Raw genomic sequence first — 23,842 nt, 5'->3', positions numbered from 1 at the left:
GAGATATTATGATCTACCTGCTCATTTTCACACTTCTTATTAGCTTATACATCGTTCATCAACTATTCCCTGCTCCCATTCTCTCCTATTTGGTTGGTCTGCTGGCGGCTGCTTCGCTCACCATTTCCTTTAAGAAGGCCAATGGGCTTTATTTGAAAACGGGTGCTATGTTTCTCTTGATTGGATTGGTGTTATTTTTCTGGTCAGAACAGCCTTTGCATACGCTTTTCCTTCATTTTCATTCCATGCTAGGCTTGCTTTCTTTATTTTTCATGTTGCCATTTATTCATTCTCTCATACATGTTGGACATTTCGATACTCAATTAAATAAACTGCTTACCTTACATACAACGAGTACAAATCAGCTTTATCGCAAGAGTTCATTTGTCACTCATGTTCTTGGCATGTTTTTAAATATCGCAACGATTCCCTTATTATATACATCCTTGAAACCGTCGCTGAACGCCCTTCAGGAACAAGTCAAACAGCACCTTTATACGCGCAATCTTTTAAGGTCATATGCGCTATGTCTTAGCTGGAGTCCTGTCGAAGTACTGGTGAGTGTCACCATTGATGCAACCAAATTGAAATATTATCAGATTGCACCCGTTACCTTTTGTTTAATGGTGCTTGTGCTGTTGACGGATTGGTTGCTGTTTTCTCGTCAAAGCAAACGATTGCCGCATATCATCCAGCCGGCAGAAGCTCACTCCAACCCTCATCGCATCAAGAGAAAAACCATTCAGCTTGCTTTCATGCTGCTCAGTTTTATGACAGTCGTTTCGCTTGTTGACGCCTGGATTGGGAAAGGTTATCTGTTCGCTGTTGTGCTGACGATTATTCCTTTCGCTCTATTATTCTCGTCTATCATCAAAAAACGAAAACAATATGTAGCTGTCTCTATTCCCCATTGGAAAGAACGAACCCGCCAGCTCTCCAATTATATGTGTCTATTTTTAAGCGCGGGCTTCTTTGTCGATATGCTACTTGTCACAAACAGCCTGCAGCCGATTCAAGCATTTATCGTCAGTATATCAGATCATGCCATTTGGGTTTATGGGGTCATCGGGCTGTATTTTCTCATCACCGCTCTTTGCGGTTTCCACCCGCTCGTTTCGCTTGCTCTCTTAGTGAGCTTGATGGCACCTGTCATTCATGAACTGCCTGCCCTTCCCATCGCAATCATGCTCATTATCGCTGGAACCTCAACGGTCATGTTTAGCCCATATAATGTATCTGTCTCCCTATTAGCCGATTTGATGAAGGTCAACCCTTACCGAATCACTCGATGGAATATCTGGTTTGCTGGTTTTTATATCAGCATGGGTATCGCATGTGCAACGATCATCACCGTCATCTTTTATTCATAGAAAAAGAGAACCCAATGAGTTCTCTTTTAAGATTGTTGACAAAGGGCTAAAATGAACTTGATTTTAGCCCTTTGTCTTTTTTTCAGTGTGATAGAAAACCTTTGCAGCCCTAGGAAGGACGAGTACCGGCGCGGAGCGAATTTGACATTCGTGAGCACCGGCACGCAGGACTGACACCGAATGCGAGGGTTTGTCTACACGCTGAAAGAGAACCCAATGAGTTCTCTTTTTCTTACTCTCTATTATTTTAATTGAATCCGTTCAATCTTACCTACAATAAAGATATACGACAACGCTCCGCCTAATGCCACTAGGCTGACGAATAAAATACCGCCGTTGTAAGAGCCTGTCGCCGATACAATGAATCCGATGATCAGCGGGGTGATGATGCCGGATAAGTTAGCAAAAAAGTTGAATACGCCGCCAGCCAGCCCGACCATTTCTCTTGGTGCTACCTCAGACAGCATGGTCCAGGAGATATTAGACAGTCCTTGCGCAAAGGACGCGATGGATAAAATAGTCAGCACAAGCGGGATATTCGTTGTAAAATTCGCTAAAACAATGGTACTTGTCAGAAGCAGACCGACCACAACCGGCAGCTTTCTCGCTACATTGACCGATACACCCTTTTTAAGCAGCCAGTCAGACACATAGCCTCCAAACAGCACTCCAAAGAATGCAGCGATGTATGGCAGGGATGCCGCAAAACCCACTTTGAGAAAGGCCATATTTTTCGCCTCTGCTAAATAGGTCGGAAACCATGTTAAAAAGAAAAAGAGGGTAGACGCAACAGAAAATTGACCAATATAGAGTCCAATCAATTTACGATATTTTAAAAGTGCGGCAAAGTCTGCCCATTTCAGTTTCTCCTGTGATGCCACAGTCAGTCCTTCGCCTTGACGGATCAATTCTAACTCATCTTCATTGATCTTCGGATGCTCTTTCGGTTCGTGATAAAACTTGTACCAAAAGAAAGCAAATATAATACCGAGCGCACCAGCAGTGATAAAGACGGTTCTCCAATCGAAAGTTGTCATGATCCAAAAAAGAAGAGGTGTCGCAAATGCAAGCCCCACATACTCTCCAGCGGTATAAACCCCTGTTGCAAATGCGCGTTCCCGCCTTGGAAACCATGTGGTCACAATGCGATTATTCGCAGGAAATGCGGGAGATTCTGTAATTCCGATAAACAAACGGCAGCCAAATAAGAAGGCAAAGCTGTTCGCAAACGCCTGTAAACCGGTGAAAATAGACCAAGTAATGAGTGATATTCCATACGTTACCTTTGATCCAAACTTATCAAGAATAAAGCCGCCAGGGATCTGCATGGCTGTATAGGTCCAGCTAAATGCTGAAAAGATGAGGCCTAATAAGGCAGGGTTTAATTGCAATGAAGACTGAATCGCAGGTGCAACAATGGATACACTGGCTCGATCAATATAGTTAATAGCGGTAATAAAAAACAACAGAATCAAGATGCCGAAACGAGCTTTTGTTGGTTTCACATAAGCAGGCCGCAAGTCGTTCCCCTTCAGTTCTGAATGCACTTTCATAACCATCCTCCTTTGTTTCCGCAGCGTGCGGATCGGTTGAGTGTCTTAAATGACCCCTTTTTCTTCTAACTGTTTACACTCTTCTGCTGTGAAGCCAAGCATATTCGTTAAAATGTCATAATTATGTTCACCTAAATCAGGCGCAATATGGCGAATACGGCCGGGGGTTTTTTCAAACTTCGGAATGATTCCAGGCACCTTCACTTTTCCAAGACGTGGATGATGCACCTCGACAATATTTTCTCGTGCTTTAAATTGCGGATGCTCAAAGATATCCCGAATGCTTAGAATTGGACTCACAGGCACACCATGTGTATCTAGAATGTCTAGGACATCATCTCTTGTTTTGGACGCAATCCACTGCGAGACGATCGCATCCATTTCATCGTTATGCTTCAGCCTGGCTGCATTCACAGAGAATTTCTCGTTCTCTAGTAAATCTAAGCGATTCATCGCCTCTGCCAATCGATTAAAGGTCGAATCTGTACTCGTCACAAGAACCAAATAATGCCCGTCCTTTGTCTCATAGGTGCCGGCAGGGCTTGAATGACCGCTTAACCCTGGTGAACGCTCACGCACCTTCCCTAGCTTGTCATATTCAGCAACCAAAAATTCTAACATGCGGAACACAGATTCATAGAGAGCCAAATCCACCATTTGCCCTGTTCCTTCTGGATGTGTGTCACGGTAATACATCGCTGTCACAGTGGCAAACGCCACATAGATTCCTGCGATATAATCCGTAAGGGAAAAGGACGGGCTGACTGGATGCCGATCTGGAAACCCTTGAATATATGTAAAGCCGCTAAACGCCGTCGCAGGTGTACCAAATCCCGCCTTGTCCTTAAATGGACCGGTTTGCCCATAACCAGAAACACGAATCATAATTAAACGAGGGTTGATTTCTTTTAATACATCGTACCCAACGTCCCATTTTTCAAGTGTGCCCGGACGAAAATTTTCAATGATCACATCAACCTGCGCTGCAAGCTTTTTAAAAATGTCTTTTGCTTCTTCTTTGTGTAGATCGAGTGTAAGAGATTTCTTATTCCTTGAAAGCCCTGACCATCTCAAAGGTTCACCATCTGCAAAAGGGCCAACATGCCGCAGTGTATCCCCTTTTCCAGGAATCTCGACTTTAATGACCTCTGCACCGAAATCTCCTAGAAGCACCGCGCCGTATGGTGCAGCAATCATCGTAGAAACATCTAATATTTTGATTCCTTCAAGCGGTGTATTCTTATTCATTGCTTGACTCCCTTTCGTTCAATTGATAAAGGGCTAAAATGCTTTCTATTTTAGCCCCTTTTCTTCTTTCTCTCGTGCAAGGTTTCTTTAGTCCTTCGGAAGCTGCCCTTGCGGTGTATAGAGCCAAATCAGCCATAAAGGTTCATCCCCTGTGTTCACATGCTGATGCGAGACACCGTCTGGAATAAACATAAAGTCATTTTGTTTAAATGATTGTCTTTCTCCATCGCAAATGACTTCGCCAGACCCTTTAATCACATAATCAAATTCCTCTGAACCCGGGTGATTGTGTACTGAGCTTGCTTCTCCCGGCTCAAAAATAGTGAGACCTGCCATCATATGCTCTGATCCAACGGTATCTGGTGTGATCGTTTGAAACACCTTCCGAATCATGTTCTCTTCTGGATGATCTAAACCTAACCATAATGGATGACCGTCTTGAAATGGATTTAATACTTTAATTTTCATTGTTGATTCCTCCCTAGTCATGTTTAGTTCACACTGACATGTGAACGTTTTGTATTTGGTGAATAAATATCATTAATGTTCCAATGTCCATCAGTAGGCACAGGATCATTTTTCATCGCTACATCAATGACACACGGTTCCTGAGAAGCGATCGCTTCCGCCAAAGCTTCTTTGAATTCAGAAGCCGCCGTAATTTTGATCCCCTTCATCCCATAACCTCTTGCAATGGCTGCAAAATCAGGCGAATAGCTTTCTCCATCTTTTCTAAAAACAGTGCCGTATGTCGTTTCATAGTGTGCCATTTGCAAGCCGGCGATCGTCCCAAACGCACTGTTGTTCATCACAATCCACACGACAGGAATGTTTTCTTCCATAGCTGTTGCGAGAACAGATGGATTTTGACCGAATCCGCCGTCCCCGACAAGTGATACAACGACACGGTCAGGCTGGGCAATCTTTGCTCCAAGTGCAGCGGGAGCGCCAAATCCCATCGTCGCAAAACCACCTGGGGTTAAAATAGTGCCTGGCGTGTATACAGGAAATTGCTGTCCGACCCCATTTTTATTCCAGCCAACATCGGTTGTAATGAAGGCATCAGGCGGCAATACTTCCCGCACTTCCTGCAAAATACGTTGTGGTTTCATTGGGAAAGACTCGTCTTGAATATTCGTCAAATTGCTCTTCTGAAATTCCTCACGATATACCGCAATATCCTTTTTCAATTGAGGGCGATCCAGACCTTCTGGCAACCTTTCTTTCGCCACACGATTGAGTACGGTCAGGGCCTGCTTGAGATCTGCTACCGCTCCAATTTCCACAGGATAATTTCGGCCAATTTCATTCGGATCAATGTCAATATGAATGAGCTTGGTTGATTGGAAATTGAACGTATACTCCGATTCCCACGAACTCGCATCTGCTTCAGCAAAACGGGTGCCTAAAGCCAATATATAGTCCGCTGCTTTACACTGATCATTGATAAATTTCGTCCCCCAAAACCCTGTCATGCCAAGGGTCATTGGATGATCATCTGGCATCGCCCCTTTCCCCATCAAAGAATGGGCAACAGGGATACTCAAATGGTCAGAAAATGCCTTTAACTCTTCTGCTGCATCGGCTAGTAAAATGCCTCCCCCTACATATAAAAGCGGTTTGTCTGCCTGCAGCAATCGATCTAATATCCGATTCGCTGTTTGATCATCAATAGATGGTTTTTCAACGGTGTGTGTATGATGAGCGATTTGTTCAAATAACGACACATCTAAGTCTTTTGAGAACACATCCATCGGAACTGAAATCAGGACTGGCCCAGGGCGGCCGCTTTCAGCTAACTGAAACGCTTTTGATAAAATTTCTGGAAATAATTCTGGAATGTCGACTCGCCATGCTCTTTTCACAAACGGGCGATAAATTTCGTATTGAGAAGCATCGGAATGAAGATTGATTTCTTGGTGTGGGTGCTTTCCGTAGTAATGACTTGGAACATCTCCTGCAATAACAACCATTGGAATGGAATCGAGTGCAGCATTCGCTACGCCTGTTGCCGCATTGGTGAGTCCAGGACCTAAGTGACTGAGCACAACAGCCGTCTGTTTTTTCGCTCGTGCATAACCGTCTGCTGCATGCGCCGCTATCTGTTCATGTCTGACATTCACAAATTGAATACGGCTTTTTTCTAGCGCTGATAAAAAAGCAATATTCGTATGGCCGCACAGACCGAAGATATGCTCAACTCCTCGATTTTCTAAATACTGAATGACCTGTGTAGATATATTCTTCTTCATGTTTCTCTCCTCTCACGGTGCAGCTATGAATCTGCTACTCACTGATTCTTTGAAAACACAATCGATAGAACGGTATTCAAACCCTGTATCGCAACTTGTCCAGGTGCTGAGCTTTCTTTCCCTACAGCAAAGGTCATGATAGACCCAAAGAGTCCACCTACCATTCTTGTGAAGGCGCCATATTCCCCCATCGCCATCGAAATAACGGGGATGGACAGATGCTTGTTCGCCTTGCCCGTCGCAGAAAGCAGTGTCAATGCATCCTCATAGGAATGCGGCATGACGGCGATCTTTGCGATATCGGCGCCAACCGATTCTGCATGGGTGAATAGCTCCACGAGCCGATCCGCCGCAGGGGTACGCTGGAAATCGTGGTACGACACAATCAAGATGACCCCGTTTCTCTTAGCCGCCTGACTGACTTGCTGGATATGCGAGACATCATGCATTAATTCAAAATCAACGGCAGCCACAAGCTGAGTGGAACAAAGCTCGACAAGCAGGGAAACCTTTTCATCCTCTGAGAGTGAGATGCGTTCGCCTCCCTCTTTTTCAGAACGAATGGTGAATAAAAATGGGATGCTATCTGCCTTTTCGATCATCCCTTTCAAGGTGGCGATGACTTGTTCCTTGTCATTGAGGTGATTGAAAAAATCCGCTCGCCACTCTATCACATCAGGCTTTTTCTCAGCTAACACCTCAACTTCAAGAAACAATTCTTCCTTTGTTTGTCCAATGAGCGGCGTACAAATCATTGGCTGACCGCCATTTTGCACATTTTTTAACTTTTGCTGAAAGACATTCACATCCATCTGCCCCCTTTATAGCCCATTTGGCAGCACAACCATTTTGGTTTCGGTCATCTCCTCGATGGCGAAACGTGGGCCTTCCCTTCCAATACCGCTTCGTTTAATCCCGCCATATGGCCAGTGATCTAGTCTGAAATTCGATGTCCCATTGATGACTACGCCGCCAGTTTCAAGCTCTTTTGCTGCGTGTAACGCAACATCTAGCTGATTCGTAAAGACACCTGCCTGCAAACCATATCGACTATCGTTTGCTTCTTTGATTGCCTCATCCAGCTCCTCATATGGGAGAATGCTGACAACTGGACCGAACACTTCTTCACAGACGACCTTGGCTTGTTTTGGCGGGTTTAGCAAAATAGCCGGTGTGATGCTTGCGCCATTTCGTTGTCCTCCAGATAGAAGCTCGGCACCCATTTTCTCTGCCTCTTGTATCCAAGCCTCCACACGTTTTGCTGCCTGTACATCAACCATACAGCCGATATCACTTTCACTAGACAGCGGATCTCCAACGACGAGCTGTTCTACTTTTTGTTTAAGTGTCTCAGTAAATGTCGACATAATTTGCTTGTGAACATAAATTCTTTGAACAGAAATACAGCTTTGACCAGAGTTGCTAAAGCCCGTTTTGGCACAAAGAGATGCGGCTTGCTCGATATCTGCATCATGATGAACAATCGTCGCTCCATTTCCTCCGAGTTCCAGCAGTACCTTTTTTAATCCAGCAGAGTTTGAAATATGTTCTCCGCCCACCGCACCGCCAGTAAAAGAAACAAGATTGGTTCTTTCATCAGTGACTAACTGTCTGCCGGCGTCTACTCCTCCAATCACAAGCTGCAGGCTCTTTTCTGGAAACCCTGCTTCAAGCAGGAGCTTAACAAACGCTGTGGCAACAGCTGATGTTTGCGGTGCTGGCTTTAAAATAATGGCATTCCCTGCCGCAAAAGCTGGACCGATTTTGTGACAAATTAAGTTGAGAGGCGCATTAAAAGGCGTAATCGCCAGCACAACCCCAACCGGTACTTTAAATGTCATCGCCATTGCTCTCTGTCCACGGGAAGATACATTGCCAGGAATGGTCTCACCGATTAGTCGATTGGCTTCTTCGGCTGACTGCGCCAGCGTTTCAATTGATCGTGAGACTTCATCTCTTGTATTTTTAAGCGGTTTGCCTAATTCTAAAGAAATGAGTTTTGCAAAATGCTCTTTTTGTTCTTCCAATAAGGCAGCTGCCTTTGTTAGAAGCGTTGAGCGTTCTAATGCTGATATTGCCGCTAATTGTTTTTTAGCTTGCTGCGCAATAGAAAGCGCCTGTTCTATATCTTCTGAGGATGCAAGATAGGATGTACCGATCATTTCCCCAGAGTATGGATTGATAATGCCTTCTTTGACATGGTTTGCATCCAGCCATTCGCCGTTTATATATGACAACGCTTTCAATTCACTCAAATTCTCTCACCCTCCTTCAAGTGACGCGTCCCGACCCCCGCATAACGAACAAGTCTTTCTTCATTCGGACAAGGACCTTTCACTAGGGCACCTTTTGTCAGCTCTTCATATGCATGCGCCACGATGCCCATTCCTCTGGATAAGGAAAAGATGCCTTTTGCCGCTTCAGCTGGAATGTTTAATTCACATTGGATCGCAGCAGATACACCATCTATGTTCATCGTGATTTTTTTCCCTTTTAATTGTTCAAGTTCATGTCTAATCGCCTCAGCTAACCGTAAGTACGTTCCGCTGATATCACCTTGCTGCACATATGTTTGACTCAGCTCATACAGCCGTCTCACTCTCGGATCATCATCATGCAGCTGATGACCGATTCCCGGAATTTTTTCCTTGCGAGCTAACCATGTCTGACATACTTGCTTTGCAGCAGACTTGATATCCTTGTGTTCATCGTAGGCTGCTTTGGCTTCGTATAACATACGCATCGCCTTTTCTCCGGCTCCGCCATGAATATCACCTAATAGATTCACCCCTGTTGCAACAGAAGAATTAAACGAAATGCCGCACGTAACCGCCATTCTTGCCGCTGCAATAGACGGTGCTCTTGGCCCATGATCCGCACCTGCGACAAGAACACTTTCAAAAAGAGCTGCCTTCGAATCATCTAGTAATTCACCAACAAGCAGTAGATAAAGCATCTGTGGATACGATAATTGACCAATAAGCTCTTCAATTGGATAGCCCCGAAGTTCAATTGAATTTTTTTGAATATGACTAATCTCAGTCTCCCACCAAGCGCCTCCTTCTTTGTATATTTCCAGTGCACTTCGATTTTTCATTGTGTGAATCATTCCTTTAGCCACTTATTTGGAGATGAACGACTCCTTTATTCCGTCTAGTGGAATTCAATTTCACTTTTTGGAATGTGTTTTCATTGTAAGCGCATTCGTTTTTATCGTCAATCATTTTTTCTGAAAATACTGTCTTTTGATGAGAAATTAAGTGAATCGAACTAATTATTTCACCACTTCTTCTTTAATTTACCCTTTATTTAGTCAAACAGACTTATGTAGATCGTTCTACTAATTAATGAACCATTTTCGATTCATTCTGTCAAATTCAGCTGAAATTTGACATAAAAAAACCTCTCCATCTTCTGGAGAGGTCACTTATTTTATTTCCACCAGTCATCAAACATAGAAGCGGGTACTTGACGTTTATGTTCTGATTGAACATAGCGTTTTTCAATCGCTTCTGCTGCTTGATCTGAAACTGGTTTTCCTTCTAAGTAATCATCAATTTCATTGTACGTAATACCAAGTTCTGTTTCATCCGTTTGCTGAGGCTTGTCATCCAGCAGATCGGCTGTCGGTTTCTTTAAGTATAATCGCTCCGGCGCCTGAAGAGTCTCTAGCAACAACCGTCCTTGGCGTTTCGTTAAACCTGTGAGCGGAAGAACATCTGCACCGCCATCACCATACTTCGTGAAAAAGCCCGTCACAGCTTCGGCTGCATGATCCGTTCCAATGACAAGTAAGCCTTCCTGTCCACCGACGGCATACTGTGCGATCATTCTCATGCGTGCTTTGACGTTCCCTTTATTAAAATCAGACAGCGCACCGCCTGTTTCCTTTTGATATTGTTCACTGAATGCCGTCACGGCAGGTGCGATATCATATTTCCAAGACTTGTCCGGCTGAATAAATGATAGAGCCAGCTGCGCATCGTCTTCATCTTGCTGCGTGCCATGCGGTAGGCGGACTGCAATAAAGACAGCATCCTCTTTTCCTTCTTGACGAAGCTCACTTACAGCGAGCTGAGCGAGACGGCCGGCAAGTGTTGAATCCTGTCCGCCGCTAATACCGAGAACGAATCCTTTTGCACCGGTCTTTTTCAAGTAAGCCTTTAGAAATCCAACCCGTTTTTCGATCTCCTGCTTTGGGTCAATTGAGGGCTGCACATGCAACTCTTGGCTGATCTTTTTCTGCAAACTCATACACTTTTCCTCCTAAGCATCCTCTACATGAAGAGAACAGGTTTTACTTCCATTTCAATTGATTTACCTACGATTTTAGCCACTTTATTATATCATGTTTTGAAAAAAGATATTTTTTAGACGTTCCCCTTTTTCATAAATGATCAAACATTCACAAACGAAATAGACCAAGCCGTTTTGACTGGTCTTTCCTTTTCAATCAATCTCCACCCGGATGGATGTACAGCTTGAGCCATTGCATTTTCCAATGTCGGCAGGACATGCAGACACCGCGACAATGAGGTCCATTTCTGCACGCAGACGAATGTAATCACCGGAGAGCGATTTTGGCAGCTCGACAGACAGCTTTCCTTTTTCATCAATGACTGTATTCATAAACGCATTAAAAGGATAATACATATCTTCCTTTGGAATCCCGAATGGCTCAAAAGCCGTTCTGAGATTATCGTAGCATGTATGCATGACCTCTAGGTGCGTCCTGCCGTATAAGAGCTGATACATTTCTTGTCGGCACGCAGGCATATATAAATCATGACATTCGACTGTATCTTCGATGACCGTAAACATTGGTTTATATAAATTAGAATAAAGCTGATCTCCCTTTTTCACCTTGGAAGAGAACAGGCTATCCATTGTAGCGCCTTGATCAAATTTTTCATAAAAATCCTTTTCATGATAGGCCATCACGTCTGCTACTTGCTGCCCTTCGACATCAACCACTCGCATACATTGTCCTTTTCCTAACCGAAAGCCAAATCCATCCTTTGGTAAAATCACGTATTCTCCGTTCATCACATGCACTCCTTTCCATGTTGACAGTATGCCCAAAACGTCCTCTTGATCATGTATAAAAAAAAGAGGCGGTCACAAGCTAATGCTATTGAATCAGAAAGGTGTTGCACATGCATTGAAAGAAGAACAATCTTTATCTTGGTGGCAGCTTTCTCTTATCGGAGTCGGCTGTACAATCGGCACTGGTTTCTTCCTTGGTTCCAGCATCGCTATTACAAAATCCGGTTATTCCGTCTGCATTTCATTTTTGCTTGCGGCAGTCGGCACATATCTCGTCTTTAAACACCTGGCTGCGATGACAGCCGAGAACCCAGATAAGGGATCATTTTGTTCCTATGCCCGAAAAGCCTATGGGCGCTGGGCGGGTTTTAGTAATGGCTGGGTGTATTGGTTTTCAGAAATGCTGATTACAGGTAGTCAGCTGACGGCGATTTCTCTTTTTACTCGTCACTGGTTTCCATCCATTCCACTTTGGGTATTTTCAGCGATTTATTCCGCTCTTGCCCTGCTTGTGATTATCATTGGGCTCTCTTCTTTTCAAAAGACGGAAAATGTCCTTGCCGTGCTGAAAACCGGGGCGATCCTATTGTTTGTCGTCCTTGCCGTTCTTGTTTTATGCGGCATTCTCACAGAGCATAGGCCCACCCTCCACCTGCCAAATAAAGACCATGAATGGATGCCGCTCGGTCCGCTCGGTTTATGGAATGGGCTGATTTATGCGTTTTATGCTTTCGGGGGAATTGAAGTCATGGGGCTGATGGCGGTTCATTTAAAAGACCCGAAAGACGCCGCAAAATCTGGACGTGTGATGCTGATCATTCTTGCTGTCATTTATATCGTCTCCATCGGCCTTGCGCTTTTGCTTGTTCCAGTGACAGCCTTTAACGAGAATAGCAGTCCATTCATTACATCACTGGAGCCATTTCATTTATCCATTTTTCTTCATATTTTTAATGGCATTTTCATTATTGCCGGGTTTTCCACATTGGTTGCCTCCCTCTATGCGGTCACGACGCTGCTTGGCACGATGTCGGAACATCACGATGCACCTGCTTGTTTTAAACAAAAAGAACCATCTCATGTCAGATGGTCTTCGATTTTGTTAACTGCTGCTGGATTGATTGTCTCGATTTTGCTGGCACTCTTTTTGTCCAAACACATATATGAGCATCTCACAACAGCAGCCGGTTTAACTCTTTTATACACATGGGTGTTTATTCTGCTTTCGAGCAAAAAGCTGTCAAAACCATCTACTCGTCAAACGTGTGAAACGGTTCTTGCCCTGCTCTTAATCGGTGCGGCCGTTACAGGCACTCTGACAGAGGCAAGCGGACGACCCGGCTTTTTTATAAGCCTTGGGATCATCGCCGTGATTGGCATCATGGTACTCTTTATGAGAAAAAAGTGGAAACAGGATCAGGCCGCATCATAATTTCATCATGTTTTTTAAAGCAGTAAATGGACATTTGGCGGAGGCTGGTTTCTCCGCCTCATCATCTGAGAGAAAATATTGTTTCCATTCTAAATTTTTCTGATCCCCATACCATTTTAATGCTGGGTGTACATCTACTTGATCATACGCCTTCAGCCTCTTCCGAACGAGTTTACTCATTTTTTGACCAAATGTGGTGGAACCGTTCATCTTTTCAAACACCCACCTTGGTTGAAAGGCCCACATCACATAAGGAAAGTGACGACTTTTTCTTAGCTTATGCGCTGGTGTCGCGCATAAAATAAAATAAGGCTCCCCATGAAAACAAAATTCCCATTCATGATTTTCAGGATCTGATGGAATTTCCTCTGGCCATTTCATTTCATCCTTTTGATGTAATTGCTGAACAACCGACCAAAACTGCTCCTCATACTCTTCGAGCGAATACTCCTTCATATCCTGCGGTGTTTCAAAAAAGCAAATGAACGAAGCATATTGACCGGTTTCCCTAGAGCAGCTTTGGTATTCCCTTAAAAGCTCTGCTAATTCATTCACGGCCTCTTCTCCCCGCGGATCACCGACAAATCCATAGCGTAAATGATCGAGAAAAAATCCTTGTCTGCCTGGTACACACGGAAATGTATCTGCCTCATCCCCTACCATCTCTCCAAACTGCGTGAAGGCATCCTGCTTCCATTCTTCCAGTGATCGTAGATTTTGATCAAGGCAACTTTTTGCATACAGCTGGGCCATTTTCTTCCACCTCGTTTTAGCGTCTTCTCCATAGCCTATGAGGAGGAAAAAGCTGTGGTGACTGTCCTTCAACGACTTTCACTGGACATTCACAAGGTGATTGATTTGCCGGATGAAGCAGGAATTCACTTCCATTTATCTAATCATGTATGAGTATGCTTCTGCATATCATCATTTAGCCGCCTCTATCTAATAGAGTTGGTCATTATAAAAGAAATGGGTGAATGACATGCGTCTTCTTTTTCTCCATCCGATGTATCTGATCTTATTTACACTACCAGTGATGGCTTTCCTTTGGGGATTTGTTGGTTATCTGCTATTTAAACGGATATGGCCTGTCCTCATATTAACGTCCGTGATTTCGATGATTTTCATCTTCGCTTATACTGGATTTGACCTTAGCAATCTATATTGGGTCCTTCTGATGACGGCTCTTGCTTTTGTATCAAGCGGACTCTCGAAGGTCATACACGTTCATGTTCAAGAGAAAAAACGGGAAAAGCCTTTATGATTGTTTCTTCTTTAAAAAGACGGAATCAAGCAGCCAATAAATAAAGGCCGCACAAAAGCTAAATAGATAAACTTTGTAGCTAATAAAGACGACAACACCATAATCAATCCATAATGCGAGCGCCGTACAAACCACCCACGCCCCGATAAAATAAACCAATAAATCACGGCGTCGAAACTTCTCAGGATGACGGTGTAAAACCATTTGGATAGGTGTAGCAAATAGGACATAAGCGATCAAAATGAAAAGACTGGTGACCTCCACATAACTGAATCTGGATTCAGGTGGGGCAAACAACATGGTATAAACAAATGTCGCTGTGATCACAGACAAAATCAGCATACACACATAGTTGAATGCTGGCAGGAACATACGCATGGCAAAAACTCCTTCAATTTTATGTATCTTCCATCATGATTGAAGAGTGTCCTATTTCTGTCAAATATGAAAAAGGGCTAAAATGATTTAGATTTTAGCCCTTTTTCTTATCAACCATTCTATCCAATGAGCGCCATGATCCCTTGATATCCAAAATAGGCACCGAAGCCAAGTAAAGAGAGACCTGCCAGAACGGATAAGCCGTGCAACATTCGTTCATTTAAATACCGTCTAAACGTACTGGCGAGTAGCGCCATACAGAAATCCCATAAGAGCATGCCGATAAAAATAGCCACGCTATACATCAGCATTTGAGATGCTCCATACTTTTCGATCGTATTGGCTAAAATACTGCCATAGATTCCAAGCCAAAATAAAATGCTAAGCGGATTGGAAAGAGAAATGAAAAAGCCCGTCATGAATGAATGCCCGATCGACGTGTTTCCTCCATCCTTCTTTGGACTTTCCTGCAAATTGATTTTACGAAGGCTTTCAATACCGGTATAGGTTAGAACGAAAAAGCCGAACAGCCACAAAAAGGTTTTCACAAGAGGTGCAGTCAAAAGCTGGGCGACACCAAAATAGATGAGGAGCATATAGACAATATCCGCAGCCATAGCCCCCACACCAAAAATCCAAGCGTGCCAAAATCCACTTTTAATCCCTCTGTCGATTTGGGCTGCATTGACTGGCCCAACAGGCGCTGAAAGTGACAACCCTAAAAAGATATAACCAAAAAACACCGCCACATAGACGTCCTCCTTTTGATGCTGACTTGTACATGTTATTCACGCTTTCGTTGTTTTAGTACAAGTCCTTCGTCACCTTTTCTGAAGATAAGCTATACAAAAGGAGGAGCCACCGGATCAGCTGCTTATCGATCTGCTTTCATCGCCGGCGGCTGTGTGGGTATGGTTTCTTTTTTCCGAGATCGATTCATTTGAATGGCAGCCGCAAAAAGGAGAACAGCTAAAAAGGCGAAAACAAAGACGGCGCTTGCCGCACCTGCCCACTCAAGGCTAAACCCAATCAAAAAGGACAAACAAGCTCCACCTAAACTAGCGGCAGCAATAAAATAACTCGTGGCCTCGTCGATGGCATTTTCAATCATTAATGCAGAAGCTGTCAAGGCAATGGGGAACATGCCAGCTGCGCATAGACCGATGAAAAAGATAAGAATTAGCTGCGCGGCGATGTGGGTGGCTAGAGCAAATACGGCGAGCAGCACAATCATCAGCGCTGCGCTTAACTTTAAAAAACGAAGCGGATGCAGCTGATCGGCTTTTCTCGCAATGACAGTTCTGCCAATGACGATCGCTGTCCAAAAAGTAGAGACCGCAAAAAGACCCCAGTTGTCTCCCCCTTTTTCTAGCATGATCGACGGTAAAAAGTTCGCAAAGTTCGTTTCAATTCCTGCGTAGAAAAACGCAAAACAGATCATCAGCACCACAATCATTCGATTCCCTCGATCAAACAGCAAGGACGGTTTCTTCATGTCTTGAATAGGAGCCGCCATCCGCCCACGAGGGAGTTTATTCATAAAGGTAAGCCAGAGCATAAGGAAAAAAGTCAGTGCACCGACTTCAAATAAAAACACATAATGCCACGTTTCCTCTGTCACAGTCAGCAGAATCAATAGAGGAAATAATAGCGCACCTAATCCAAAAAAGACCTCCATGATGCTGATTCGCTTTGCACTGTTTGCCATTGAAATGACATACGCCCCGGCCGTCGTCTCAAGACTGCCTGCACCGCTCCCAAGGAAAAAACCTGCCACCACAAGAATCGTCCAGCCTGGCACCAAAAGGCCAAGAAGAAGCGCTCCAATCATCAGCAGCAATCCCATCGTCAGAACAGCGCCATAGCCTTTTTTCCTCACAAGAATGGGCGACAAAAGAACGCCTGTCAAAAAGCCAATAAACTGAAAGAAGATTAAAGAAGATAATTCCCCAGGACCCTTCTCATAACTAGACAGCAAATAAGGCGTTAAACTGCCAAAAAACACATGAATGGTCCCAATAAAAAAATAAAAGATACAGCCAAAATAAAACACCTTTTTCATCTTTTCACTTCCTCTAAAAAGGAGCGGAGTCATGATATCCTCCGCTCCACCTCTTCATTAATATGCGCGGGCAGAGACGACAGCCTCTTCCCTCTCGAAGCACGTATTCAGCGCAGCCTGCGCGCGATAACCATCTTCAAAATCAGCTACCTTCATATGAGATGGATATGAGTTTGTATTTACCCAATGCATCAGCTGATCACGGAATGTATCAGACCATCCATAAAATTCATTTGGTGGATCTGTCAGCAATGTTTGCGGCATTTGATGACGCTCTACACACAAGCCATCACTGATCTCATATTCGTTTTTCATGTTTGTATGGTATTTAAAAACCTTGTCATGCCCCACTACTTCTACACTAAATCCACATTCCTCCGGCTGCGTACTTTTGGACGTCACCAAATGAAAGAACACTTGATTCTCCATTTGCCCAAAAATTTCGGTATGGTCATCGACCTGTACCTTTTTCTCTTCTTTTTCCTTTACATGTGTCAGCATCTTCGTATTAAGGGATTCTTTTTTCATTTCACTGCCAAATAAGTACCACAGCATATCAATCAAATGAATCCCTAAATCTCCTAATGCACCGCTTGTACGCAGACTTTCGCCGCTGTCTCTCCACGAAAATGTCTTTCTTCTAAGGGCACTATTTTTCTTAAAATGTGTCCGTACTGTCAAAACGCGTCCTAATTCACCATTGGCGATCAAGTTCTTCAAAATATTCACAAAGGATAAATAGCGATAGTTAAAGCCCATACTGGCTTGAATCTGGAACTGTTTGGCTGTCTCCACCATTTCCTTCGCTTCTTTTAACGATACAGCCATCGGTTTTTCGCATAAAATCGGCTGTCCTGCTCTAAGCGCCTGAAGGGCATGGTCCTTGTGACAGAAGTTAGGGGAAGCAATGATCAATCCATCTGATGCATCCGCTAGTGTTTCGATACTGGCATACACCCGTCCACCGTACTGTTTAATAAATCCTTGTGCGACGGATTCGTGCAAGTCATAGACCCCAGATAATTCTGTACCTTTGATCGTTGATAATGCTCTAGCATGTGCTTTTGCAATATTCCCTGCTCCAACAATTCCAATTTTCTTCATGAATGTGCCTCCTCATGTTTATACATCACTGTTTTCAGTGTTTCATAGATTCCTTTTGCATACCCATGATGACAAATTTGATGATGATGCCGTTTGGCTTCGGCTGTTGCATTTTGGACAAGAAAGCCGTGCGTGACGGATTGAAGCATCCGCAGATCATTCCCACTATCACCAAAAGCAAAGCCCTTATCTTTTGACAGGTTATATTGATTCAGCATAAACCGAACGATTTCATCCTTTCCTGTTCCCACTGGTAAAAAATCAACGTCATAGCAATCCGCAGGGTCACCCGCAAGTGGGTTGCATTTGTTGATGTTCACCTCCACTCCCCGCTCCTTCGCAAGTGTTTGGATGAATGATAGATGATGGAGATCTGTTCGTTCATCCTGCTCCTGATAATAGAAATTCTTTTTATACCCAGAGCTGCCTAGCTGCGTTTGCGGCCTAAGGGTGATCCCCTTTTCACGTACGGCTTGCAGAATATCTTCAATTTTTTCGTCTGAAAAGCCCTGTGCATCAAGCCGTTTCATCCATTCTGCATCCGGCTGTCCAAATTTCCCATCTGATGTATACACGATTTCAGTTCCTAAATTCGACGCAATAAAATGCGGGAATTGATAGAAACCGCCTTTCTCCATTTTGCTCGTAACAGAATCAAGGCTGCTTCCCGTCACCCAGCCCAGCATGAGCTGTCCGGCTTCGCTCTTTTCTGCCACAAAAGCTTCCAGCCGTTTTACATCCTCTCTCTGCTCCTCGGTCATTCCGTGAGAATAATAGGTCTCATCGAAATCACAGAAGACGATCCACTGCGGATGTTGTGGTTGATGCACCAGCTTTTTATTGAATGGAAGATTTGATAACATGATGGACCCCCTCGATGACTTTCTCCTGATCTTGCAGCGGCATACCTGGATAAAGCGGCAAATGGAGTAATTGCTGTACGGCTTTTTCCGTATGTGGAAGTGCCGTTTGTTTATACTTTTGAGAAACAAGATTCGTTTGATGCTGATGCGATAAAATCGGGTAATAGACATCTGTTTCTATGCCCATCTCCAGTAATTTCTCTGCCAGCTCATCTCGGCTTCCCTTCACCACTCTGATCGGGAATAGATGCCATACATGATCCTCTGTCAGCTTCGGAAGCTTTATATAGCCCTCGTCCTCCAGCGTTTGCAGCTGATCTATGTATCTCTTTGCCAAGTAAAAGCGTTTAAAGTTTTGTAAACCTAAATATTTCATTCGTTCTAGCCCGATTGCAGCCTGTAAGTTATCAATCTTAGAATTAAAGCCATAGTCACTGCGCTTCACGTTTTTCTTTCCTGGTTCAAAACCGTGATAGCTGATTTCCATGCATTTTTCGGCTAGGGCTTCATCATTTGTCGCGATGGCTCCTGCCTTTCCGCAAACTCCAAGGTTTTTGTAAGGATTAAAGCTGAGAACAAGTCCATCCCCAAATTCCCCAAGCCCGCTACTGCCAATCGCCTGACAGCCATCCTCAATGATCGATAGACCATGCCGTTTCGCAATCGTCGAAATGGCCTTCATATCCGCTTGCTTTCCATACAAATGAACCGGAAGAATACATACTGTCTTATCTGTGATATGCTTTTCTATTTCATTCGGCGCTAGGCAGTAGGTGTCTGGATCAATATCGGCATAGACTGGAACCGCACCAATCGCAAGCACTGCATTTTCTGTTGCAGCAAAGCTGTTGGCAGGCAGGATGACCTCATCTCCAGGATGGACGCCTGCTGATATTAAACTGATCATCAAGGCATCTGTTCCACTTGATGTGGCAATGACATATTTTTTCCCTAAGTATGCTGCGAGCGTCTTTTCAAACTTTGGAATATAAGGGCCTGATGTAAAACGGCCTGAACTTAATACTTCTTTCAGCACCTGCATAATATCATCGATCTCATCCTCTGAAATCAGTTTATCGACCGGCAGGAACGGTATCTTTTTTTCCTTATTTTGTTTATAATGGAAGAGAATTTTTTCCAAACCTGTACGCGTAATATCTTGCTCAAGGAACGCAGCAAGCTTATCATTCGCTAGATTCTTTTCAACTGAATCAGCCTTTACTTGAACACCTTGATTGATCATATCCAGCAACGGTAGATAATCCTTGCTTTTACCTGATATCTTCGTCAATATTTGCATTCCATTCCCTCCAATTAATCAATTCCATTTGTTAATATTTAACTTGTTTCACATTGTAAATGATGTTATCGATTTCAGAACAATAACTTTGTGTAAAGGATTTGTTAATATGTGTACAATTTATGAAATTGCCAAACGCTGCGGGGTTTCAACGACCACTGTTTCTCGGGTGCTGAACAACCATCCATATGTATCCGAAGAAAAGCGCCAGCACATTTTACAGGTGATGAAGGAAATGGAGTATACACCAAGCTCAGCAGCCCGCACCCTTCGGTCACATCAGACAAAAACCATTGCTGTGTCTGTTCCAGCTGTGGACCATCCTTTTTTTGCACAATTGATTAAAGGCATTTCAAAAGAAGCACTGGATCAAGGGTATAAAGCCATCGTGCTCCAGACGTTTTATCAAGAATCAGCAGAACTTGAAGGGCTTCAATTATTAAAAAGAAAAGAAGTAGATGGTGTCATATTGGGGGCGTTAGAAAATAAGTGGGCAACAATCGAGCCATTTTTAGCAAACGGCCCGATCGTCATGGCAAATGAATTTCATCAAACAGCAGACATTCCGATTATCGGATATGATGAGCGGGAAGCTGCTTATAAAGCGGTTGACTACTTGATTCAATCAGGGCGTACATCCATTGGATTTTGCTTTGATACAGAAAGCAGTGAAGCGCAAAAACAAAGAAAGCAAGGCTATCTTGATGCGCTTTCTGATCACGGTTTGCCGCTTAAAGAAGATTGGCTGTTCGGCGAGGCTTTTACCATTGAGGACGGCTTTCGTTTGATGGACTTAATCCACCGGATGCCGGATGCGCCGGATGCGATTTTCACCGGCAATGATCAAGTGGCAGCAGGCCTCATTAAACAAGCCATTTCATATGGATATCACATTCCTAAGGATTTAGCGGTAATCGGTTATGACAATCAAGACATTTGCGAGGTGACAGCTCCAACGATCACGACCATCGACATCCCCATCGTCGAGCTTGGCCAGCAGTCTGTAAAACAAATGATTCAGCTGCTCCAAGATCAAAAACCATTACAACGTGAACATATTCAGCTACCTACTCGGCTTGTCACACGAGAATCCACATAAAAAAAGACTGAGAAATCTCTCAGTCTTCCATTTTTCAATCAATCGATCAACCTATATAAATTGAGCAAGAATAAATGTCCATATACATACGATGCCGAGCAAAATGAAGCTGTACTTCACTGTTTTTTGGAAGAGCTCAGATTCTTTACCTGTTTCTCCAACAGCTGCTGTTGCAATGGCAATGGATTGTGGAGAAATTAATTTCGCCATCACACCACCGGTCGTATTTGCCCCGATTAACAAACCTGCCTGAGAGCCGATTTGAGAAGCGGTGACTGCTTGAAGGTTGCCGAATAAGGCATTGTTACTCACAACAGATCCCGTAATAAACACGCCGATCCAGCCAAGCACTGGGCTGACAAGCGGGAATAAATCGCCTGTTTTAGCAAGCGCTAGTCCGATAGCAGAACTTAGACCTGCAAAGTTCGCCAAGTTGGCAAAGCCCATGACAAAACAAATCGTAAGAACAGGGACCCAAAGCTCTTTGACCGCTGCATTTAAGCAGGCAGCCCCTTCTTTTAATGTAATATGTCTGCTGAACAATCCTGTCAGCATCACTGCAATTAGAATGGCAGTACCTGTTGCACTAATAACATCAATTTTAAAGATCGCATCAATCGGTGTTTCTGTTTGGGCAATTGGCGGTAATTTCACAATTTGCTGATGCAGAAACGGCATTTTCACTAAAATGGTTGTCCAGTTAAGCGGTCCTCCTTCAGCAAATAATGCTTTAAAAGCTGGTAGGCTCCATACAGTAATGACGGCAGTTAAAATATAAAACGGAGACCATGCTTTCAGCACCTCAACCCCGCTATACGTTTGTTTCTTCTCAATGGCTGGTGCCCCTTCTTCACGATAAATATGTTTCGGCTGCCATTTTCGAAGAAATAAAGCCAAAATTCCCATACTCGCTAAAGCTGAAATAATATTGGCAAGCTCAGGGCCCATCGTGACCATTGTAACAGCCTGCAGAATCGCGTAGCTTCCACTCACAACAAGCAAGGCCGGAAGCGTTTCTTTGATCCCTTTAAAGCCGTCTACAATGAGAATAAGCAGAAACGGGATACAGAAAGAAATAAACGGAATGGTGTACACAAGGGTTTGAGACAGCTCAAGCGGCGTCATATTCCCCATTTGCGCTCCAGTAATAACCGGGATACCTACTGCACCAAAAGCGCCAGACGCAGCATTTGCAATCAAGCAAAGCATGGCGGCTTTTAGTGGTTTAAACCCAAGCTCTGTTAAAAGAGCGGCACTAATCGCAATCGGAACACCGAATCCAGCGGCTCCCTCTAAAAATGCGTTAAAACTAAAACCAATTAATAAGAGCTGTAACCGTTGATCTTGAGAAATTCCTGCAATACTAGAACGAATGACATCAAACTTTCCAGACTTCACAGCAATTTTATAGAGCCATACGGCCATGATGACGATATATCCAATCGGCCACAGCCCATTAGATACACCGAGCACCACAGCAGATAATGCTTTTTCAATTGGCATATGAAAGAAGAAAACAGCTGTTACAAAACTGACGATCAAGGTAAAACAAGCGGCTAATACCCCTTTTAACTTAAATACAGTTAATGCTAGTAGGAAAAACAAGATTGGAAGCATGGCCACCAATGCACTGACGAACTCATTGCCAAACGGATCATATATTTGCTGCCACATAGTGATTCATCCTTTTCTGCTCAGATAGGTTGCCTTTGATTGATTAAAAATGAGGAGCTAAAATTTCTTTTAACACATTCACACTGTGTGCGAATTTTTCTTTTTCTGTATCGTTCAGTGCGAGCTCCATAATTTCTGTTGCACCATTTCGGTTCACAAGGGCAGGTACACCAATGTAGACATCTTCTGCTCCGTATTCTCCATCTAAATAAGTGCTGACAGTCAAAATGCTGTTTTCATTGTGTAAAATGGCTCTAGTAATACGGGCTAAACTCATCGCTACGCCGTAATAAGTCGCGCCTTTTTTCTCAATGATTTGGTAAGCAGCATGACGGACATTTTCCATGATGTCGTCTAAATCTTCTTGTTTGTATTGGTCATTTCTCTTCATTAATTCTGTGATCGGTACACTTCCGATATTCGCATGGCTCCAAACAGCAAGCTCTGTATCCCCATGCTCTCCAATGATGTACGCATGCACATTGTGCGCCGCTGCTTCAAAGTACTCACTAAGCATGTATCTGAATCTTGCCGTATCAAGCGTTGTTCCACTACCAATCACTCGTTCTTTTGGCAGTCCGCTGAATTTCCAAGTCGCATATGTCAAAATATCAACTGGGTTCGTAGCAACTAAGAAAATACCATCGAATCCGCTTTTCATCACATTGTCTACAATGCCTTTAAATATATTTAAATTTTTCTCAACAAGATCAAGTCTCGTTTCACCTGGCTTTTGGTTTGCACCAGCGCAGATACATACAATGTCAGCATCCTGACAATCCTCATAATCTCCATACCAAGTATTCACAGGATGCGGGGCGAATGCTTTCCCGTGGTTTAAATCCATGACGTCACCCATTGCTTTGTCTTGATTCAAATCGATGACTACCAATTCATCTGTGATTGCTTGATTTATTAATGTAAAGGCATAACTGCTACCGACAAAACCTGCTCCAATAAGTGCTACTTTGTTTACTTTTTCGTTTGACATTTATCTCATCCTCCTGAGTAAAACTAGGTTGTTTTTCATATGTGAAGTATTTCACATTCTTATTGTGCAATACTTCACAAACTTTTGCAAGGGGATTGCTCAAAAAAATAATGTAGCCATTTTGTGAACACTCTTATTGTGGTTTTAAACCGCTGTCCCCATACATTTTCTCATAAGAAAAAAGCCGCCAAACACTCTTTGGCAGC

Annotated in this window: 22 protein-coding genes; 4 read left to right on the top strand and 18 right to left on the bottom strand. The window is 43.6% G+C overall.

The genetic code is table 11. From position 1 onward, the window contains the following. Nucleotides 1-8: 8 nt before the first annotated feature. Nucleotides 9-1,370, top strand: a complete 1,362-nt coding sequence (locus NST73_RS01815; protein WP_039166336.1) for a hypothetical protein — start codon at nucleotides 9-11, stop codon at nucleotides 1,368-1,370. Nucleotides 1,371-1,612: 242 nt separating this feature from the next. Here NST73_RS01815 and NST73_RS01810 read toward each other — a convergent pair whose 3' ends face one another. From NST73_RS01810 to NST73_RS01770, 9 genes are all read right to left on the bottom strand, one after another. Next, a complete protein-coding gene (locus tag NST73_RS01810; protein ID WP_268438513.1) occupies nucleotides 1,613-2,923 on the bottom strand; it encodes an MFS transporter in 1,311 nt (436 codons plus the stop codon). Between the two features lie 45 nt (nucleotides 2,924-2,968). Further along, nucleotides 2,969-4,171 (bottom strand): CoA transferase, encoded by a 1,203-nt coding sequence (locus NST73_RS01805; protein WP_159145378.1) that lies wholly within the window; start codon nucleotides 4,169-4,171, stop codon nucleotides 2,969-2,971. Nucleotides 4,172-4,258: 87 nt separating this feature from the next. Beyond that, complete coding sequence (locus NST73_RS01800) at nucleotides 4,259-4,639, bottom strand: cupin domain-containing protein (protein ID WP_024718975.1); 381 nt, start codon at nucleotides 4,637-4,639, stop codon at nucleotides 4,259-4,261. Between the two features lie 23 nt (nucleotides 4,640-4,662). Continuing rightward, on the bottom strand, nucleotides 4,663-6,423 hold the full coding sequence (locus NST73_RS01795; RefSeq protein WP_045034610.1) for a thiamine pyrophosphate-binding protein: 1,761 nt from the start codon (nucleotides 6,421-6,423) through the stop codon (nucleotides 4,663-4,665). Nucleotides 6,424-6,461: 38 nt separating this feature from the next. After that, nucleotides 6,462-7,235 carry a type I 3-dehydroquinate dehydratase gene (gene aroD / locus NST73_RS01790; protein ID WP_342499326.1) on the bottom strand — a complete coding sequence of 258 codons (774 nt, stop codon included), beginning with the start codon at nucleotides 7,233-7,235 and terminating at the stop codon, nucleotides 6,462-6,464. Between the two features lie 9 nt (nucleotides 7,236-7,244). Further along, nucleotides 7,245-8,678, bottom strand: coding sequence for an aldehyde dehydrogenase family protein (locus NST73_RS01785; protein ID WP_326241365.1), 1,434 nt, complete (start codon nucleotides 8,676-8,678; stop codon nucleotides 7,245-7,247). Continuing rightward, complete coding sequence (locus NST73_RS01780; RefSeq protein WP_025206709.1) at nucleotides 8,675-9,532, bottom strand: citryl-CoA lyase; 858 nt, start codon at nucleotides 9,530-9,532, stop codon at nucleotides 8,675-8,677. The genes NST73_RS01785 and NST73_RS01780 overlap by 4 nt, the downstream gene beginning before the upstream one ends. A 323-nt stretch (nucleotides 9,533-9,855) precedes the next feature. Continuing rightward, nucleotides 9,856-10,677, bottom strand: a complete 822-nt coding sequence (gene nadE, locus NST73_RS01775) for an ammonia-dependent NAD(+) synthetase (RefSeq protein WP_007498287.1) — start codon at nucleotides 10,675-10,677, stop codon at nucleotides 9,856-9,858. Between the two features lie 195 nt (nucleotides 10,678-10,872). Further along, a complete protein-coding gene (locus NST73_RS01770; RefSeq protein WP_144679673.1) occupies nucleotides 10,873-11,469 on the bottom strand; it encodes an urea carboxylase-associated family protein in 597 nt (198 codons plus the stop codon). 82 nt (nucleotides 11,470-11,551) lie between these two features. Between NST73_RS01770 and NST73_RS01765 the strand changes: the two genes are divergently transcribed. Continuing rightward, nucleotides 11,552-12,901, top strand: a complete 1,350-nt coding sequence (locus NST73_RS01765) for an amino acid permease (protein WP_024718982.1) — start codon at nucleotides 11,552-11,554, stop codon at nucleotides 12,899-12,901. On the opposite strand, the gene NST73_RS01760 is transcribed toward NST73_RS01765, so the two are convergent. Further along, nucleotides 12,896-13,654, bottom strand: a complete 759-nt coding sequence (locus NST73_RS01760) for a YqcI/YcgG family protein (protein ID WP_024718983.1) — start codon at nucleotides 13,652-13,654, stop codon at nucleotides 12,896-12,898. The two genes, NST73_RS01765 and NST73_RS01760, sit on opposite strands and share 6 nt — an antisense overlap. A 229-nt stretch (nucleotides 13,655-13,883) precedes the next feature. Between NST73_RS01760 and NST73_RS01755 the strand changes: the two genes are divergently transcribed. Then, nucleotides 13,884-14,165 carry a DUF2651 family protein gene (locus NST73_RS01755; protein WP_024718984.1) on the top strand — a complete coding sequence of 94 codons (282 nt, stop codon included), beginning with the start codon at nucleotides 13,884-13,886 and terminating at the stop codon, nucleotides 14,163-14,165. Here NST73_RS01755 and NST73_RS01750 read toward each other — a convergent pair. From NST73_RS01750 to NST73_RS01725, 6 genes are all read right to left on the bottom strand, one after another. Beyond that, nucleotides 14,160-14,543, bottom strand: a complete 384-nt coding sequence (locus NST73_RS01750) for a UPF0715 family protein (protein WP_024718985.1) — start codon at nucleotides 14,541-14,543, stop codon at nucleotides 14,160-14,162. The two genes, NST73_RS01755 and NST73_RS01750, sit on opposite strands and share 6 nt — an antisense overlap. Before the next feature lie 119 nt (nucleotides 14,544-14,662). Beyond that, nucleotides 14,663-15,292, bottom strand: coding sequence for a LysE family translocator (locus NST73_RS01745; protein WP_024718986.1), 630 nt, complete (start codon nucleotides 15,290-15,292; stop codon nucleotides 14,663-14,665). 125 nt (nucleotides 15,293-15,417) lie between these two features. Next, nucleotides 15,418-16,605 carry an MFS transporter gene (locus NST73_RS01740; RefSeq protein ID WP_342499325.1) on the bottom strand — a complete coding sequence of 396 codons (1,188 nt, stop codon included), beginning with the start codon at nucleotides 16,603-16,605 and terminating at the stop codon, nucleotides 15,418-15,420. 57 nt (nucleotides 16,606-16,662) lie between these two features. Further along, complete coding sequence (locus NST73_RS01735; RefSeq protein ID WP_024718988.1) at nucleotides 16,663-17,709, bottom strand: Gfo/Idh/MocA family oxidoreductase; 1,047 nt, start codon at nucleotides 17,707-17,709, stop codon at nucleotides 16,663-16,665. Then, the gene (locus NST73_RS01730; RefSeq protein WP_159145373.1) at nucleotides 17,706-18,572 is read right to left on the bottom strand and encodes an HAD-IIB family hydrolase; all 867 of its coding nucleotides are present in this window, start codon (nucleotides 18,570-18,572) and stop codon (nucleotides 17,706-17,708) included. Before NST73_RS01730 ends, NST73_RS01735 begins: the two co-directional genes overlap by 4 nt. After that, nucleotides 18,547-19,872 carry a DegT/DnrJ/EryC1/StrS family aminotransferase gene (locus NST73_RS01725; RefSeq protein ID WP_326241366.1) on the bottom strand — a complete coding sequence of 442 codons (1,326 nt, stop codon included), beginning with the start codon at nucleotides 19,870-19,872 and terminating at the stop codon, nucleotides 18,547-18,549. The genes NST73_RS01730 and NST73_RS01725 overlap by 26 nt, the downstream gene beginning before the upstream one ends. Nucleotides 19,873-19,981: 109 nt before the next feature. On the opposite strand from NST73_RS01725, the gene NST73_RS01720 reads away from it, so the two are divergent. Next, nucleotides 19,982-20,971 (top strand): LacI family DNA-binding transcriptional regulator, encoded by a 990-nt coding sequence (locus tag NST73_RS01720; RefSeq protein ID WP_144679681.1) that lies wholly within the window; start codon nucleotides 19,982-19,984, stop codon nucleotides 20,969-20,971. A gap of 51 nt (nucleotides 20,972-21,022) precedes the next feature. On the opposite strand, the gene NST73_RS01715 is transcribed toward NST73_RS01720, so the two are convergent. Both NST73_RS01715 and NST73_RS01710 read right to left on the bottom strand, forming a co-directional pair. Beyond that, nucleotides 21,023-22,645, bottom strand: coding sequence for an L-lactate permease (locus NST73_RS01715; RefSeq protein ID WP_045034616.1), 1,623 nt, complete (start codon nucleotides 22,643-22,645; stop codon nucleotides 21,023-21,025). A gap of 43 nt (nucleotides 22,646-22,688) precedes the next feature. Further along, nucleotides 22,689-23,636, bottom strand: coding sequence for an L-lactate dehydrogenase (locus tag NST73_RS01710; protein ID WP_342499324.1), 948 nt, complete (start codon nucleotides 23,634-23,636; stop codon nucleotides 22,689-22,691). Between the last annotated feature and the right edge of the window lie 206 nt (nucleotides 23,637-23,842).

This window comes from Bacillus sp. FSL W7-1034 (genome assembly GCF_038593365.1).
Lineage (GTDB): Bacteria > Bacillota > Bacilli > Bacillales > Bacillaceae > Bacillus > Bacillus altitudinis.
Note: the sequence above shows the minus strand (reverse complement) of the source record. Positions and strands in the feature narration are given on the sequence as shown.

Bases quoted from the DNA above. Each gene is read 5' to 3' on its own strand.
- NST73_RS01815 (WP_039166336.1), top strand. From the start codon at position 9: ATGATCTACCTGCTCATTTTCACACTTCTTATTAGCTTATACATCGTT.
- NST73_RS01810 (WP_268438513.1), bottom strand. From the start codon at position 2,923: ATGAAAGTGCATTCAGAACTGAAGGGGAACGACTTGCGGCCTGCTTAT.
- NST73_RS01805 (WP_159145378.1), bottom strand. From the start codon at position 4,171: ATGAATAAGAATACACCGCTTGAAGGAATCAAAATATTAGATGTTTCT.
- NST73_RS01800 (WP_024718975.1), bottom strand. From the start codon at position 4,639: ATGAAAATTAAAGTATTAAATCCATTTCAAGACGGTCATCCATTATGG.
- NST73_RS01795 (WP_045034610.1), bottom strand. From the start codon at position 6,423: ATGAAGAAGAATATATCTACACAGGTCATTCAGTATTTAGAAAATCGA.
- aroD (WP_342499326.1), bottom strand. From the start codon at position 7,235: ATGGATGTGAATGTCTTTCAGCAAAAGTTAAAAAATGTGCAAAATGGC.
- NST73_RS01780 (WP_025206709.1), bottom strand. From the start codon at position 9,532: ATGATTCACACAATGAAAAATCGAAGTGCACTGGAAATATACAAAGAA.
- nadE (WP_007498287.1), bottom strand. From the start codon at position 10,677: ATGAGTTTGCAGAAAAAGATCAGCCAAGAGTTGCATGTGCAGCCCTCA.
- NST73_RS01770 (WP_144679673.1), bottom strand. From the start codon at position 11,469: ATGAACGGAGAATACGTGATTTTACCAAAGGATGGATTTGGCTTTCGG.
- NST73_RS01765 (WP_024718982.1), top strand. From the start codon at position 11,552: ATGCTATTGAATCAGAAAGGTGTTGCACATGCATTGAAAGAAGAACAA.
- NST73_RS01760 (WP_024718983.1), bottom strand. From the start codon at position 13,654: ATGGCCCAGCTGTATGCAAAAAGTTGCCTTGATCAAAATCTACGATCA.
- NST73_RS01755 (WP_024718984.1), top strand. From the start codon at position 13,884: ATGCGTCTTCTTTTTCTCCATCCGATGTATCTGATCTTATTTACACTA.
- NST73_RS01750 (WP_024718985.1), bottom strand. From the start codon at position 14,543: ATGCGTATGTTCCTGCCAGCATTCAACTATGTGTGTATGCTGATTTTG.
- NST73_RS01740 (WP_342499325.1), bottom strand. From the start codon at position 16,605: ATGAAAAAGGTGTTTTATTTTGGCTGTATCTTTTATTTTTTTATTGGG.
- NST73_RS01735 (WP_024718988.1), bottom strand. From the start codon at position 17,709: ATGAAGAAAATTGGAATTGTTGGAGCAGGGAATATTGCAAAAGCACAT.
- NST73_RS01730 (WP_159145373.1), bottom strand. From the start codon at position 18,572: ATGTTATCAAATCTTCCATTCAATAAAAAGCTGGTGCATCAACCACAA.
- NST73_RS01725 (WP_326241366.1), bottom strand. From the start codon at position 19,872: ATGCAAATATTGACGAAGATATCAGGTAAAAGCAAGGATTATCTACCG.
- NST73_RS01720 (WP_144679681.1), top strand. From the start codon at position 19,982: ATGTGTACAATTTATGAAATTGCCAAACGCTGCGGGGTTTCAACGACC.
- NST73_RS01715 (WP_045034616.1), bottom strand. From the start codon at position 22,645: ATGTGGCAGCAAATATATGATCCGTTTGGCAATGAGTTCGTCAGTGCA.
- NST73_RS01710 (WP_342499324.1), bottom strand. From the start codon at position 23,636: ATGTCAAACGAAAAAGTAAACAAAGTAGCACTTATTGGAGCAGGTTTT.